General features: G+C 38.5%; 17 protein-coding genes. 10 read left to right on the top strand and 7 right to left on the bottom strand.

Features of this window, described 5'->3' with window-relative positions; all coding sequences use genetic code 11:
- The first annotated feature begins 161 nt into the window (after positions 1 to 161).
- The 3 genes from MHH82_RS39685 (at position 162) to MHH82_RS39675 (ending at position 1,007) form a co-directional block, all read left to right on the top strand.
- Positions 162 to 302, top strand: coding sequence for a hypothetical protein (locus MHH82_RS39685; RefSeq protein ID WP_072175194.1), 141 nt, complete (start codon positions 162 to 164; stop codon positions 300 to 302).
- Positions 299 to 478, top strand: a complete 180-nt coding sequence (locus MHH82_RS39680) for a hypothetical protein (RefSeq protein WP_072175193.1) — start codon at positions 299 to 301, stop codon at positions 476 to 478. Before MHH82_RS39685 ends, MHH82_RS39680 begins: the two co-directional genes overlap by 4 nt.
- A gap of 85 nt (positions 479 to 563) precedes the next feature.
- Positions 564 to 1,007: a carboxymuconolactone decarboxylase family protein gene (locus tag MHH82_RS39675; protein WP_072175192.1), complete on the top strand. Its 444-nt coding sequence runs from the start codon at positions 564 to 566 to the stop codon at positions 1,005 to 1,007.
- 80 nt (positions 1,008 to 1,087) lie between these two features.
- On the opposite strand, the gene MHH82_RS39670 is transcribed toward MHH82_RS39675, so the two are convergent.
- A complete protein-coding gene (locus MHH82_RS39670; protein WP_072175191.1) occupies positions 1,088 to 1,768 on the bottom strand; it encodes an ArsR/SmtB family transcription factor in 681 nt (226 codons plus the stop codon).
- Between the two features lie 89 nt (positions 1,769 to 1,857).
- On the opposite strand from MHH82_RS39670, the gene MHH82_RS39665 reads away from it, so the two are divergent.
- Positions 1,858 to 2,481: a flavin reductase family protein gene (locus MHH82_RS39665; RefSeq protein WP_072175190.1), complete on the top strand. Its 624-nt coding sequence runs from the start codon at positions 1,858 to 1,860 to the stop codon at positions 2,479 to 2,481.
- A 117-nt stretch (positions 2,482 to 2,598) separates the two neighbouring features.
- Here MHH82_RS39665 and MHH82_RS39660 read toward each other — a convergent pair whose 3' ends face one another.
- The gene (locus MHH82_RS39660; protein ID WP_072175189.1) at positions 2,599 to 4,047 is read right to left on the bottom strand and encodes an aminotransferase-like domain-containing protein; all 1,449 of its coding nucleotides are present in this window, start codon (positions 4,045 to 4,047) and stop codon (positions 2,599 to 2,601) included.
- Between the two features lie 132 nt (positions 4,048 to 4,179).
- Here MHH82_RS39660 and MHH82_RS39655 point away from each other — a divergent pair, with 132 nt between their 5' ends.
- The 6 genes from MHH82_RS39655 to MHH82_RS39630 all read left to right on the top strand — a co-directional run bounded on the left by MHH82_RS39655 (position 4,180) and on the right by MHH82_RS39630 (position 10,740).
- Positions 4,180 to 5,082, top strand: a complete 903-nt coding sequence (locus MHH82_RS39655) for a DMT family transporter (RefSeq protein WP_072175188.1) — start codon at positions 4,180 to 4,182, stop codon at positions 5,080 to 5,082.
- 251 nt (positions 5,083 to 5,333) lie between these two features.
- Positions 5,334 to 6,035 (top strand): response regulator transcription factor, encoded by a 702-nt coding sequence (locus tag MHH82_RS39650; RefSeq protein ID WP_031315634.1) that lies wholly within the window; start codon positions 5,334 to 5,336, stop codon positions 6,033 to 6,035.
- Between the two features lie 3 nt (positions 6,036 to 6,038).
- The gene (locus MHH82_RS39645) at positions 6,039 to 7,487 is read left to right on the top strand and encodes a HAMP domain-containing sensor histidine kinase (protein ID WP_072175187.1); all 1,449 of its coding nucleotides are present in this window, start codon (positions 6,039 to 6,041) and stop codon (positions 7,485 to 7,487) included.
- Positions 7,484 to 8,623, top strand: a complete 1,140-nt coding sequence (locus MHH82_RS39640) for a hypothetical protein (RefSeq protein WP_080375691.1) — start codon at positions 7,484 to 7,486, stop codon at positions 8,621 to 8,623. The genes MHH82_RS39645 and MHH82_RS39640 overlap by 4 nt, the downstream gene beginning before the upstream one ends.
- A gap of 246 nt (positions 8,624 to 8,869) precedes the next feature.
- Entirely contained in the window at positions 8,870 to 9,697 is an 828-nt protein-coding gene (locus MHH82_RS39635; protein WP_072175186.1) for a polysaccharide deacetylase family protein, read from the top strand.
- Positions 9,698 to 9,852: 155 nt separating this feature from the next.
- A complete protein-coding gene (locus MHH82_RS39630; RefSeq protein ID WP_029878427.1) occupies positions 9,853 to 10,740 on the top strand; it encodes an LCP family glycopolymer transferase in 888 nt (295 codons plus the stop codon).
- Positions 10,741 to 10,809: 69 nt separating this feature from the next.
- Here the strand turns inward: MHH82_RS39630 and MHH82_RS39625 are convergent, their stop codons facing one another.
- The 5 genes from MHH82_RS39625 to MHH82_RS39605 form a co-directional block, all read right to left on the bottom strand.
- The gene (locus tag MHH82_RS39625) at positions 10,810 to 11,601 is read right to left on the bottom strand and encodes a GNAT family N-acetyltransferase (RefSeq protein ID WP_072175221.1); all 792 of its coding nucleotides are present in this window, start codon (positions 11,599 to 11,601) and stop codon (positions 10,810 to 10,812) included.
- 183 nt (positions 11,602 to 11,784) lie between these two features.
- A complete protein-coding gene (gene arsC / locus MHH82_RS39620) occupies positions 11,785 to 12,204 on the bottom strand; it encodes an arsenate reductase (thioredoxin) (protein ID WP_041336952.1) in 420 nt (139 codons plus the stop codon).
- A 15-nt stretch (positions 12,205 to 12,219) separates the two neighbouring features.
- Positions 12,220 to 13,527: an arsenic transporter gene (locus MHH82_RS39615; protein WP_072175185.1), complete on the bottom strand. Its 1,308-nt coding sequence runs from the start codon at positions 13,525 to 13,527 to the stop codon at positions 12,220 to 12,222.
- Positions 13,528 to 13,539: 12 nt separating this feature from the next.
- The gene (gene aseR / locus MHH82_RS39610) at positions 13,540 to 13,875 is read right to left on the bottom strand and encodes a metal-responsive transcriptional regulator AseR (protein ID WP_015482851.1); all 336 of its coding nucleotides are present in this window, start codon (positions 13,873 to 13,875) and stop codon (positions 13,540 to 13,542) included.
- A gap of 589 nt (positions 13,876 to 14,464) precedes the next feature.
- Positions 14,465 to 15,337, bottom strand: coding sequence for a YitT family protein (locus MHH82_RS39605; RefSeq protein WP_021481667.1), 873 nt, complete (start codon positions 15,335 to 15,337; stop codon positions 14,465 to 14,467).
- Positions 15,338 to 15,580 lie beyond the last annotated feature (243 nt).

The following is a 15,580-nucleotide window of genomic DNA, read 5'->3' as shown; positions in this document are numbered from 1 at the left end:
AAGGAACACAACAATATCAGGTGCAGGGAAACATTAGAGTTTCCAATAAGTGATCATTGCCCAAACGTACATGAACGTTCTGCCTCTATGTACGTTTTATCTTTTCAAATTTACCTTTAAAATCATAAGGAACTTACTATTCATTGAAGGAATGATCATCATTGAAATCGATTGATCTCACAATTTTATCATTAAAGAGAAAAGGAATCCGGACTGAGAAGGTATTAAAAAATCAGAACCCTGATCGATTAAGCCATATGACCAAAAATGCGCAACCAAAAAGCAAGGAAAAAGAGGATTGAACATGTATTGGTTTCTAGGTGCTTTATTATATTTTCTGATCGGTACTTATATATTCATTAGAGTCACTAGAGACAGCCAATCAGGCTCATGGATACTGCTTGCATTAGCAGCTCCACTCATCATTGCTGGCTACCCTTATTTTTATTTAAAGAAACTTCTTTCCAAAAGACGGTGATACAGCTGTCATTCAAACCGCACATTGGTAAAATGATCAATACCGGGATACAATCTAGGTATTCTATGGAAAGGAGTCTTGCCTTATGAGTCAAAGAGTGTCCTACTATGAGATTGCACCTGAAGGTATGAAAATCATGATGGATATGGAGAAATACACGAAACAATCCTCAATTAACCGAACGACGAGAGAACTAATCAAAATCAGAGTCTCTCAAATGAACGGCTGTGCCTTCTGCATAGATATGCATACGTCCGATGCCCGCAAAATGGGAGAAACTGAACGGCGAATTTACTGTTTACATGCTTGGAATGAATGTGATTTTTACTCACCTGAAGAGAAAGCGGCTCTCGAACTATCTGAACACATCACGCTCATTCCATCTAAAAGGGTTCCTGATGAGCTATATCATCGGGTGCGGGAACATTATGATGAAAAACAATATGTTGACCTTGTTCTGATCATTAATCAAATAAACAGTTGGAACCGCATCTCAATTGCAATGGGGAATCGAGCTGCTTCAAAATAAGAAGAAGGAGTAAGATTAGAACAAATCTTACTCCTCCCTAGATTTCGTACCGCATCATCTGATGTTTCCGTTTCAACATCCTAAATCTTCACGTTTAGGTGCTTTTCAAACGCGATTTTCCCGCTTTGTGTAATCCTAATCGCTCTCGTTTTCGGCATACGAACGATCCACTCTTCTTCTAACATGCGCACCAATAGGGCATTTCCTAATGCTCCTGCAATATGATGCTGCCGTTCACTCCAATCCAAACAGCAGCGGGCAAAGACTCTCCTCTTATTCCGTTGTTGCTCTTCATTGATGCCTAACTTTGAAAAGAATAAAGCACCCTCTGAAGTCACCTCAAAGTTTAAATCAACTTTTTTTAACATCCCCTGCTCAACTAATGAATGTGCCATTTGCACGCCCACATAACCTGCCAAATGATCATAACAGGTACGGGCGAAATGCAAGTCCTTTTTCTCTTTTGACTCTTTTAAAGATTTGACTTTTGCTTTAGGCGCAATATGAAGCAATTGTTCGATCACATTTGCAGCATCTGAGTCAGACAATCTGTAATACCGATGTCTCCCATGCTTCTCTACGCTAATCAGCTTTGCTTCAAGCAATTTATTCAGGTGAAAACTGGCGGTTTGAGGTTTAATGTTAGCGAGATATGCAAGCTCTCCCGCAGGGTGTATCCTGCCATCCATCAGACTGAGAAGAATGGAAGAACGCGAGGGATCTGATAGCAACGAAGAGATTTTTGCAATATTAGGATTCATGATTTTCCTCCTTACATTCATATTTCGATGATAGTTGAAATGTTAGTCCTTTACAATATAAATGTAAGCGTGACAAGGAGGAAAAAACGTTGGACATCAAAAAACAAGACACTCGTCGATTTAAGGAAATCAAACCCAAGATCATGTATTATGGTACCTCGACATTTCTTCTAACCACATTGAATGAGGATGGAACCACTAATATTAGTCCTATGTCTTCTTCTTGGGCTCTTGGACATTATATAATCCTTGGAGTAGGACTGGGAGGAAAAGCCATCGACAATCTGGAAAGACACAAAGAATGTGTCATAAACTTGCCTGGCCCGGAATTATGGGAAAACGTTGAAAGAATTTCATCTTATAGCGGAAAAAAGAGTATACCGCCTTTGAAGAAACAGCTCGGATTTTCATATAAAAAAGAAAAATACGAGGCAGCAGGGTTAACGCCTTTACAATCAAAAACAGTATCACCAACACGAATTAAAGAATGCCCTATCCAAATCGAAGCCGAAGTGAAACACATTCGGCTTCCAGAATATGAATCGTCATTCGCAATTGTAGAGACGCAGGCACTACATTTTCATGCCGAGGAAAGTATCATTCTGGACGAAAACCATATCAACCCTTCCAAATGGAGCCCGCTTATCTATAATTTCAGACATTATTTTGGTTTAGGAAGAGAAGTCGGAAAGACTTTTCGTTCAGAGACATGATCATTTTAAGACCGAACCATGATTTGGTCTATCTTAGTAACCCTTGTTATTATCAGATCAAGCGATCATTAGGCTTGATCTTTTTTTTAGTGAAGCATCCATTTAAGGATATAAAGGTTACTTACTTGCCAATTCTTTTATCATTAAACCCAACTCATAAATCCCCTTTTGAAGGTCTTCAAGAGATGCATAAGCATATGATAAGCGAATATAATTCCCTTTTTCCTGAGCATAGATATTGCCGAGATTGAGCAGAATCCCTTTTGATAAGGCTTTAGTATAAAGTAATTTCATTGATATGGAAGGCAATATTTTTATCCAGACAAAAAATCCTCCTTTTGGGATATTCCATGTCGCCACATCTTTCAAATGAGTTTCTAAAACACTCAAGGCCAATTCTCTTCTCACCTTTAATTGCTGCCTAACCTTTTCTACATGCTGCTGGTAGTGGCCGGAAGTAAACCACTCTGCCGCTACTCTCTGGGATAGCGAACTGGATCCGTAATCTGTTTGCATTTTAATGTCAGATAAACGTTCAATCACCGGTTCCGGTCCGACGATCCATCCAATCCTCAAACCTGGGCTTAATGTTTTCGATAAACTTCCTATGTACAGTACGTGTCCATTTTTATCAATTGTTTTAATAGGATATGGCGGAATTTCATCGATCCATAACTCACGATAAATGTCATCTTCAATAATAGGAAGCTGTGTATTCTCACTTACTGCCAGGATCTCTTCACGCCGCTTTTTAGACATAAGAATACCAGTCGGATTGTGAAAACATGGATTTGTATATAAGATAGCCCTTCCCCGCTCTCCTCTTGTTAAATGAACATTTTCAGGCAAAAGTCCTTCATTATCCATAGGAAGTCCAGTCAGCTTCATACCAGCTGATTGAAATACGTGTAATGAATAAAGGTAGGAGGGCCGATCAAGATAAACGGTTGATCCTCTTTGTAACAGCCCCATTGATATCAGCTGCAAGGCTTGCAACGCTCCTGAGACAATCAGAATGGAAGAAGATGAGACGTTGATTCCAATGGTTTTTAAATAGTTGCTTAATGCCTCCCTCAAAGGTAAGTAACCTTTTGGTTCTTCATATCCGAATGCCTCCATGTGTTGAGATACCTTCCCCATCATCTCTTTCATAACAGACAAAGGAAAAATCTCAGCTGAAAGTTCACCTTTACTGAGCTGTATAAGGTCTGTATTTGATTCTGATTGATTTATCTCTTGAACGATTTTTCGGCTTGGCATCTGAATGCCAGAGGTGACATATTGATCCCAATTGGGAGCAGAATTCTTAGCCATCAGTGTCCATGTGTTGTTGATAACAACTGTGCCTTTCCCCATTGTGCCTTCTATTAACCCATCGGCCATCAATTCCTCTAAGGCTGTAATCACTGTGCTCCGATTTACCTGAAAATCTTTTGCAAGCGTGCGCTGGCTTGGAATCTTGCTTCCAATCGGCCACTCTCCATTTCCTATTTTCTCTTTAATAAAATGAACGATTTGTCTGTACTTAGGGAGCTTTTTCATCTTTTTTTCTTCTGGAAAGCTCATAGAATCGGTCTCCTTAAAATAAATTGGTTGGGTCAAAATCCGTTTAACTGGTTGAAGCCATATCACCAAATCTTTATTAATATAAAAACACATTAAATAACTGGTTGGTTTTTGTAAAGAGGAGTGGGAAATATGCAAAAGAAAACAGTTCTATTGATAACCTCAAACAGTCTGATGATTGGTTTATGGGCATCTGCTTTTCCGGGAATTCGTGCAGGACTAGAAGGGTACACGCCAGAACACCTTGCTTTATTTCGTTTGTTAATCGGCTCTATGGCATTATTGCTTTTTGCTGTTTTGACTCAGATGCGCCTACCCGACTTGAAAGACATTCCTGCCATTTTTCTTTTAGGGTGTTTAGGTTTTGCCCTGTATCACATTTTGCTGAACATCGGTGAAAAAACAGTTAGTGCCGGAGTTGCAAGCTTACTCGTTACTACGGCACCGATCTTCTCAGCCATGCTATCCCGCCTGTTTTATAAAGAGCATTTTGGATTTACGAAATGGCTTGGCTCTATGATCAGTTTATTGGGTGTATTATTGATTACATTTGGGGCTGGAGACTTTACATATTCAATGAGCGGTATCTTGGTCATCCTGCTGGCAGCATTTTCGGAGAGTATTTATTTCGTTTTTCAAGCCCGCTATATAAAAAAATATGGTTTTATTCCATTCGTTACATTCACCATTTGGGGCGGAACAATACCTATGCTTGTGTTTCTGCCAGGCTTAGGCGAAGAGATGATGAACGCTTCAATAAGCGCAACTTTGTCTATCGTTTACTTAGGATTATTGCCGACGGTTATTCCTTACTTCGCACTAGCATATGTCACTTCACTCGTCGGTGCTTTAGAAGCAACCCTTTCACTTTATGTTACACCGGCTTTAGCCTTGATCATATCTTGGCTCTGGATCGGCGAGATACCCACATTGATCTCTCTGCTAGGCGGAGTGGTTACAGTTGGCGGGGTATGTTTAACCTATTTAACACCCAATAAAATCAAACGATATGGAAACGCTCTTATACATAAATAAAGAAGATACCCGCATCATTTGGTATCTTTTTAATAAGCTCATTTATCAATTAAAATTGTTTACCATAGTTCTCTAATCCAACGATAGCTCAATTCCCCCGATTTTGTTGACGATGGTGAAAATATATCCAATTATAGTTTGATCTGAAGTTCTGAATAACCGCTATTAAAAAGGATGCTATAATGAGTGATATTGCAGACTCTAAGATAGATATATTCAATTTAATCATGAAACAGGGAATGAATGAAATAATGGATAAAACGAAAATACTTATTATTGAAGATGATGGAGCAATAGCAGATCTGCTTTCATACGGGCTTACGCAGGAAGGTTTTCAAACATGTACTGAATCTAACGGAACTTTAGGGATGAAACAGTTAGACCAATTCAAACCCGATCTTCTGCTGCTTGATTGGATGCTGCCAGATTGCAGCGGATTGGATATCTGTAAAAAAGTGACCCAACGCTATAATATCCCTATACTTATGATCACCGCAAAGTCAGATATCACTGATAAAGTCCTTGGGTTGGAATTTGGGGCTGACGATTATATTACAAAGCCATTTGACTTGCGTGAAGTTATCGCCAGAATTCGTACAATACTCAGGCGTCTTGAACAAGCTAACCACGTGAATGATCGAGGATCGTCTAATGAGGATCATATTCAATTAAAAAATATTGTGATGATCCCAGACGAAAGAATAGTAAAAAAAGATGGAATCATTGTTGATTTGACTCCTAAAGAATTTGATCTGCTTAAGACATTGATTGACCATCGCGGAAAAATCTTTACACGTTCAGAGCTGTTGGAATTTGTTTGGGGCTACGATTTTGCCGGGGATACACGTACGGTAGATACTCATATCCAAAGACTCCGTAAAAAACTGGATGCAAGCGACCTCATTAAAACAGTGTTTGGCATTGGATATAAATTCGAGAAACAGGAGGAGTAGAGAGTGTTACGGACGATCAAGGGTAAATTTATTATTGGTTTTTTTCTGATTTTTTCTCTCTCTTTCCTAGTGCTCAATCAAACGGTCAAAAGCGTCATTTGGTCAAGCAATGAAAAAATTGTGACCTCAGATTTAATAGACTTAAAAAAAAACAGCATCATGTATATCAATCAAGCATTTTTAATCAATCATTATAAAAACAATGAACTATACTTCGGCGATATGGCCGATGAAATAGTGGATAGTTTAACTCATTCAACAGGAAGCAATGTAGGCGTTTATACCGTAGATGGCACTTTGTTGTCTTCTTCTAATAAAACAGTGTTTTCGCAAGGCATTGACGAGGACCTAGCAAAAGCAATTAACGGAAAAAATGCTTATCATATCACCTATGATCGAAATCAAGCACAGGTGTTTTTTTCTTATCCAGTTGTCATTGATGGTGCAAAAGTTGGCATATTGCGTTTTTCTAAAGATTTTAATTTGCTTTATAAACAAAGCGGAGAGATTTTAAATATTATTTTTTATATCGCTCTTGCGATATTTGTGGCGGCGTTTCTTTTCTCTTATATACTCTCCAGACACATCACGATTCCAATCGTCAAGCTGACAGAGGCCACCTCAGAAGTCAAAAAGGGAAATCTGGATGTGGATATCCATTTTTCTAGAAAAGATGAAATTGGCCAGCTTACGGTTAATTTCAATGATATGATCACCAGAATTAGGGATCAAATTTCAACTATCGAAAAAGATCGGGACAGGTTAAAGGAACTTAATGAACAGGAAAAACGTTTTTTTGACAATATGACCCATGAACTGAAAACACCTCTGACTTCTATTCAAGGCTATGCTGAAATCATAAAACAAAAAGGGGAATCAGATCAGGCGTTTTTTGATAAAGGAATGAATCATATTGTTGAAGAAAGCCGGCGTCTGCACAATTTGGTTATAAAACTTCTTGAGGTATCTAGAGAAACCTCTAAAGAACAATTCGATAGGATTGATGCAGGAACGATTTTGAAAGATGTATGCGAATCTATGAAATTCCGTGCAGAACGATATAAAAAGAAGATCACCTATGAGATAGAAGACAGTCTCTATGTGTATGGTCAAAAGAATAGAGTGCGCCAACTCTTTATTAATCTTTTGGACAATGCGATCAAATACAGTTTATCTCATTCTGAAATCATGATTCAGGCTAAAGTTACGGGAGATCAGGTTCTTTTTATGTTCAAAAATCCAAGTGATCCATATGACGACAACCAATACACAAAAGTGTTTCAGCCATTTTATTCAATAAACCAAAAGGTGACGGAAGAAGGAAGTTTAGGGTTGGGGTTAAGCATAGTTAAAACAATTGTCGAAAAACATGGAGGAACAATCAAGATGTTCTACGAAGAAAACCATACAATCATCACTATTGAACTAGCTTACATAAAGGTTGAGAAATGATCATGAAGAACAAACGGTTTATTATATTGTCAGGGATATTATTGATTTCCTTGATTTTTGTATCCAGCTATAATATGGGCAAGCGATCTGAAACCATTATCATTCCGAACAAGGAAGAGAGCCAGATTGATGACGATCAGAAGTCAGGCTCCTTTCAGGTGAAGAAGATATATCGCCTCCCTCAAGCTGACCAGTTGCTTGGCTGGTCTTCATCGAACTCTGTAGTTGGTTTTTTCAAAGGAAATGACACAACGGAAGGTAAAGCGCAGCATCTTCAGAATGTCTCCTATCCTTTTGAAAAACCTGAAACTCTGCAGAGCATTGACCGCAATACTTCCAACCTTAAGTTGTCTCCCGACGGGAAAAGTATCGCCGGATTAACGATGTCATCAAATAAGATAACACTAAATCTAATATCACTGACGAACAGAAACAAAAAGGAAGTAGCCAGCTTTTCTTCTAGCAAGGATGCCTTTGTACAGGATATTTCATGGTCAAATAATAGCAAATACATTTGTTATCTTGTCATTGACACGACAAAAAATGACCAGACTGCGGTCAATGTATTCAACATAGATTCCGGAACCCTCAAAACGTATCCATTGAAGAATGTTGATGAAAAGGATTCGCTTACGGCAGTTTCCATTTCAAATGATGGACGTAGTTTGCTGCTAACCATGTTACAAGGGCAACAATATCGCATTATGACGGGGACCATCAGCGGTGACAGCATCACTATTCAAAATAAGCGGCAGATTAGCCCCTATGGTAAACCTGTTTGGTTAAACAATGACCAATTTGTATTTTTAGGTATCGGAGAAACCTTATACGAATACGACCTCAGAAACAGTGAGCTCTCTGTTCTGCTCGAAAATGTAGCTGTTTTTACCATATCTAATGATCGAAAGAAGATCGCTTACTCTTTATATGACAAGGACAATACTTATGCAGGAAAGCTGCAAGGGAAAAATGTCCTCTATGCAGAACCTATATACCACGGCGCCAGCCCATCAGAAATATATTGGAGTCCAGATGGCAGCAACCTGCTCGTTTATGAACAAAACCAGTATACTTCTATGGAAAACTCATCAGCCCGATTTTTTGACGATCGCTCTTATATCATATCCTTCAAGTAAACCTTATTTCTATTGAATAGAAATAAGGTTTTTTCTTATACCTGCAAGATATTACATAACAATGATTCCTTCATTTGTTGACATTTTGTTTACAAGTTGATCAAACTTCTGCGATAACTACCATCTATATTAAAAGAGCATCATTTTTACCGGGCTTTGTCTCCAAAGTTTCATTGGCCTTCTAATTTATGTGACTCGTTCGCGAGAAAACTAGTTTTGATATCTACAATTGAGGAGTTGGAAAAAGTGTCAAATTCACCAAGAAGGGATCGTAAGTTGAATCAAATAGGAAAAATAGGTTTTGGGATATTGATTATTCTAGGTGTAACGTTACTATGCATTTCCTGGAAGGCACTTGCCGGCCCAAAGCAGGAACCAATAAAAGAAAGTACAAACGCTACTGAGCAGGCGCATATAGAAACACACAAAAATTCAGCACAGAAAAAAGAACAAAAAAAACCTGCTGAAATCGGGAAGGTCGTTTATTTGACATTTGATGACGGACCAAACCCTGCTGCTTCAGAGAAAATTATGGATTTGCTTCATAAATACAATGCAAAGGGAACGTTTTTTATGTTAAAACCAAATATCGAGCGAAATCCTAATATTGTGAGAAAAATGGCGGAAAACGGTCATTCTGTTGGGTCTCACGGCGTGACGCATCAGGTTTCCGAAATCTATAAATCCCCTGAAAGCTTTGCTGCAGAAATGAACGATACATTGGACTACATTAAAGAAACAACCAAAGTCAACACGCATTTAATAAGAGCACCTTACGGGTCAAAGCCTTACATTACTGGCCCTTTTAGAGATGTTGTGGAGCGTGATCATTTTAACCTGTGGGATTGGACGGTTGACTCAGAGGACTGGAAGTACACTCATGGAGAGTTTGTTAAGAGTGTCATTCAGCAAGTCAAAACCCTTGAAGGAAAAGAGCCGCTTATTGTATTAATGCATGAAAAGCCGACTACCGCGGCGTATTTGGAACAATTATTAAAATATTTCCGGGAAAGCGGATACGAAATGAAAGCAATTCATGATTCAATCAAACCGGTACAATTCAGATTCAATTGAAGTATAAATTTAAAGTATCTTATATGAACTACAAAATATCACGGAGATAAAAGAATTATTTATTAGAGAACCGTTAAGAACCAGTACAACATATAAATATTCAAACTTGATCAGGAAGGAATTTGATAGTGAAAATCGGGAGAAGGAAACTGAAAATGCAGAGTATTTTATTGTTTGTTCTAGCCCTCTTGTTAACCATTGGAGGCCTGACCTGCTATAGCATTTACCGAAACGTAGCAAAATCGGTCAACCATATGTATGAACCTTTGCAAAGAGATTCTAAGCAACAAGATGCTAGTCTTGGACATGATCCTATATCGATTCTTTTGCTGGGAGTAGATGAGCGCCCCGGTGATAAAGGACGACCTGATTCGATGATCGTACTGACTTTAAATCCAGAGACGAAAACATCGACGATGGTAAGTATACCGCGTGATACCAGAGTATTTATGCGATCAAAGAATACCAATATTAAAATGAACGCAGCATATACTTACGAGGGTATTGAAGGTGCCGTTCAAACCGTTGAACAATTTTTAAATATCCCAATCAATTATTATATCAAAGTGAATATGGAAGGGTTTAAAGATATTGTAGATGAGATTGGCGGAATCACAGTGAATAATGATTTCCCTTTTACCCTTGAAGGGGTGCATATACCAAAAGGGGAACAGCACCTGGATGGAAAGGTTGCCCTTAAATACGCACGGATGAGAAAAGAAGATCCTCGCGGTGATTTTGGGCGGCAGCAGCGGCAGCGAGAAATCATTAACCAAATTATTCACGAAGGAGCACAATTAAAATCATTAAAAAACTATCAAGGAATTTTGGCTGCCTTAGAAAAAAATATACAAACAAACTTAACACTTGATAAAATGATTGATATTCAACGCTCTTATAAAGAAGCCGTTCAACATGTCAAACAGATCGAAATAAAAGGTGAGGATAAAAAGATAGATCACTTATGGTATCATGTTGTAACTGATGAAACGAGAAAGGACTTATCGAAGAAACTTCGCCAGCAATTAAATCTAGATTCTTAATAAAATAAAAACCGGTATTCACCAGCCGTTTACTCATGTAAAGAGAAGAGATCTTACCTCTTCTCTTTTTTATGATTTCCCGGAATAAAAAAGAGAGTATTCGATTATTTTCTTAAACCCTAGTTTAGCTGCTAATGCAATGGACGAATTGTTGCAGATATCACAATCCCAGCTAGGAACAATCCCATTTTCCATACAAAACGCTATAAACCTATTTGCTACGCAATAAGCTAACCCCAGTCCTCTATATTCTTCAAGTGTATAGATATCCATTTCCGCTCGATTATGCCCTAAAAATATTGAAGTACACTCACTTACTACATGATTGCCATGTAATACGGCAAATCCAAAACCTTTTGAAGCAAACTGTGAGACAGAATCCCAATACTCCTCATAATAAGCGCTGTTAAACGCTGTGCTGTGTGAAATGATGTCTTCGTCTATTCTTTTCAATACAAGCCCCTTTGGCAGTTGCAAAGTCTTTTTGAAAGATTTTGGTTGATAAGAAAATGCAGCTCTTCTCATTTGGTTCAAGTCATCTTTCAGTATGGGTTTCAGTACGCTATCCCATGTAACACTGGAAGAAAACAAGGTAAATCGTTTTGATGATTTCACTTGTTCTTCATAATATCCTGCAATGAAATCATGAAAATACCGATTCCCTTGGTCTCCCGCAATAAAATAAATGCCTGATTCAGTTCCTATAAAAAACGATTTAGGAAAGGTTTGATCATTTGCATAAACAGCTCCCGGAATGGTTTGGTCTAATATTGAATAGACAAATGTGGGACAATATTTGTCATCAAACATTGTTTTTAAGCTACTGTATTTTTCTTTTGTTAATTCCTGCAAAACAGACAACTCCTTTAAAACACCGTCTCCTTCATGATTCTGTTCACAAATCAAATTTCCTCTGTCATCAGCTAAATAACTTCCCTGTTACGAATCTCAGACTAATAAAAACAGGTGTCTGCATTCAGCCCGCAGACACCTGTTGAACAGCACATTGCTTTATATAAACCCAATGCTGAGTATATCGATTCTTTATTCCCCAGTTACAGCAAACTGTTTTAAACGGTCACCAATTTCATCACGGACCCTTTGGAAAAATGCCCATTTTTCTTCGTCAGTTCCTTGTGCTTTTGCCGGATCATCAAATCCCCAATGCTCACGTTTTACATGCGGCGGCGTCATTGGGCATTTGTCAGCTGCATCACCACAGAGAGTAACAACGAAATCAGCATTGTTTAAAATGTCCGGATCAATGATATCTGAAGTTTGATTGGAAATATCAATCCCCGCTTCTTTCATTGCTTTGACAGCATTAGGGTTTAATCCATGAGCCTCGATTCCAGCGCTATACACATTCCACTTGTCCCCAAGATATTTTCTCCCCCACCCTTCAGCCATTTGACTGCGGCAAGAGTTACCAGTACATAAAAAATAAATTGTTTTCTTTGACATATTGACCTTCTCCTTTTAGAAACATGAATGGATCACAAGCAGCCAAATATACAGGCCGACAAGTGTGATCAATAAAGTGGGTATCGTGAGGATAATTCCTGTTTTAAAATACGTGCCCCAGGAAATCTTCATACCTTTGTGAGAAAGAACATGAAGCCATAATAATGTCGCCAAGGAACCAATCGGCGTTATTTTAGGCCCTAAATCTGAACCGATCACATTTGCATAAATAAGCGCTTCTCTCATCATCCCATGTGTATCTGTACCGGCAATAGCCAATGCGTCAATCATAACAGTCGGCAAGTTATTCATAATGGAAGAAAGAATCGCCGCAATAAAGCCCATTCCAATTGTCCCAGCAAACAATCCTTGATCAGCTGCGGCTTGAATCACATCTGAAAGGACATCCGTTAATCCGGCATTTCGGACACCATACACAACAACGTACATGCCAATTGAAAAGAATACGATAGCCCACGGCGCCTCTTTCACCACTTTCTTTGTATGGACGGCCGGACTCTTTTGCGCAGCGATTAAGAAAATGATCGCAATGCTACCCGCTACCACTGATACAGGGATAGAAAAAAATTCACTTGCAAAATATCCAATTAACAGCAGCCCTAAGATATACCATGACAGTCTGAACATGTTTTGATCTTTAATTGCTTCAACAGGTTTTTTAACCTCAGTCAGATCATAGCGTTTTGGTATACTTTTTCTAAAGAAAAGGTAAAGTACAATGATGCTCGCCAGCAGCGAAAACAAGTAAGGGACAACCATTCTGGATGCATAATCAATAAACGTAATATGAAAATAGTCCGCTGAAACAATGTTGACCAAATTGCTCACTACTAAAGGAAGCGAAGTGGTATCCGCAATAAATCCGCTGGCAATGATAAAAGGAAAAACTAATTTTTCATTAAAATGTAATGCTCTGACCATCGCTAATACGATTGGTGTCAATATAAGAGCTGCACCGTCATTTGCAAATAACGCAGCGACGATAGCTCCTAATAGAGATACATAAACGAACATCCGCACACCGTTTCCTTTTGCAGCCTTAGCCATATGAAGCGCTGCCCATTCAAAGAAACCGATATTATCAAGAATTAACGATATCAGTATGATGGCCACAAAAGCCAAGGTCGCATTCCAAACAATCCCTGTCACAGTTAACACATCATGAAAATTGACAACACCTGCTATTAGAGCTAAAACTGCGCCTCCACAGGCTGACCACCCTATAGATAAATTTTTCGGCTGCCATATGACCAATACTAGAGTTAATAAAAAGATGAATACTGCCAAAATCATTGATGTCAATCTAATGCCTCCTTACTGGCAACACGCTTGAGTTTTCTTTTGTTTGATATGGTTTAACAATTCATCCTCCTGATCGATTTGATGTAAGATCAATTGCAATGTATCAAACTCAGGACAGGAACCATTTATTGAATAATAACGCCATTGGCCTCTTCTGTCCTCATTCACAAAACCTGCGTTTTTTAATTTCCGCAAATGCTGGCTTATGGCGGGCTGGCTCATTTCGAACATATCAACCAATTGACAGACACAATATTCTTTTTCAAGAAATAATCTCATCATGATAAGCCTAGTTTGATCACTAAGTGTTTTCAAACAACGAGTCATCGCCGCAACATCAATCGTCATATGAGTTCCTCCTTCCCAAATCAATATATAAGCAAATCGTTATATACACGCCAAATGATTATACATTCCCCTTTACGCTTCCATATGTAGCGCTCCGTATATCTTAAGGATCAAAACTTTGAAACGAAAACCTGAGTAGCTCCCCGCGTTTCCTTAGCGCCCCCGTCATTATATAAACTTTTATTTATATAAACAATCCCTTATATTTGGAACATCAGATATGTTTGATTCAATTAATATCAATCTCTTTATAAGAACTCTCTTTATTTTCCTTTACCCATTGTACATTGAACCGAGTACGGCAATATAGCTTGTATTTGATTTTGTTTTTTGGCAGGAAGGATGGCCAGGACAACACTTATGGCGGACAAAGCATTTCATTCCCAAATCAGTAACTGAAATGGATATCGGACGGGAAAGCATAATACAATAAGCAATCAGCAAAATACAAAAAATACCAAGGGTTTTGATACCCTTGGTATTTATGATTGAGACCTTCACCGGTTATTCACCCACAAGCCTCAAAAAAGTGTTTTTGATTAAATTACCCGCGGCATGTCAGTTACGGTTAAAAAGGTCATTCTATTTTTTAGTGATGATTAAGATTTCTAAAATTGCTGCCCTTCACTTCAGCTACGTCATATACGGTGACAAAGGCGGATTTATCAATATCATTAATAATTTCCTTTAGTTTGGTTTCTTCTAAACGGTTGATGACACATGTGATTTCTTTAAATTTCTCGTGGGAAAAACCCCCGTAAGCTTCTTTATATGTGGCGCTTCGGCCTAATTGATCACGTATTGTCTCTACCATTAATTCAGGTTGGGTTGTAATAATTTGAAAGGTTTTAGAGCCGCTTAAGCCTTCCTCCACAACATGAATCACTTTGGATGCAATGTAGTAAGCAATGACTGAAAGCAATGCCCCTTGTAAGCCAAATACTGTGGAAACAAAAATAAACACAAATAGGTTTAAGAATAGAATGAGATCGCTCGTTCCGAAGGGCAGTTTTCGGGATAGCAGCACAGCAAGCATGTCAATACCATCTAATGCGCCGCCATTACGCAGCGCCAGCCCCATTCCAAATCCAAGGATAATCCCGCCGACAACGGTAATTAACAGGGTATCTCCTTCTATGATTGCGGGTGTGTGGTGGAAAAAGCTTGTCCCCGCGGCAAGCGATACGATTCCGATAATTGATAATAATGCAAAGCTTTTCCCTATTTGCTTATATCCTAACCAGACAAATGGAATGTTGATCACTGCAATCAAAATCCCCAGTGGCAAGTTGAATAGCTGTGAACCAACGATGCTAAGACCCGTCACCCCTCCATCAGATACACTGTTTGGAATGAGCACTGTTTCTAGTCCATATGCCGCTATGATTCCTCCAATGATAACCATGATGATTTGGAAAATCATTTTCGCTTTAAATTTCTTATGTTTTTTGGTTGTATTCATACCATTCCTCATTTCTCAAATATTTCGTTATATTTAAATATAACATAATAGATATTTTCAGCTAAAAACATGCGTTTTTTTAAATAAAGTAATTAACAGTAAGGTAACCCTCTTTGACTTAGAACATTCATGTACCGTGCCGCCTGTTGAGCAAGCGGCCCCTTTCACTTCAGATCGTGAATCGCCCTCAAACTTCAAACACCGAAAATCCTAATTTATTCTGATATGATACTTAAAAAAGGA

Source organism: Bacillus sp. FSL K6-6540, from assembly GCF_038007545.1.
Note: the sequence above shows the minus strand (reverse complement) of the source record. Positions and strands in the feature narration are given on the sequence as shown.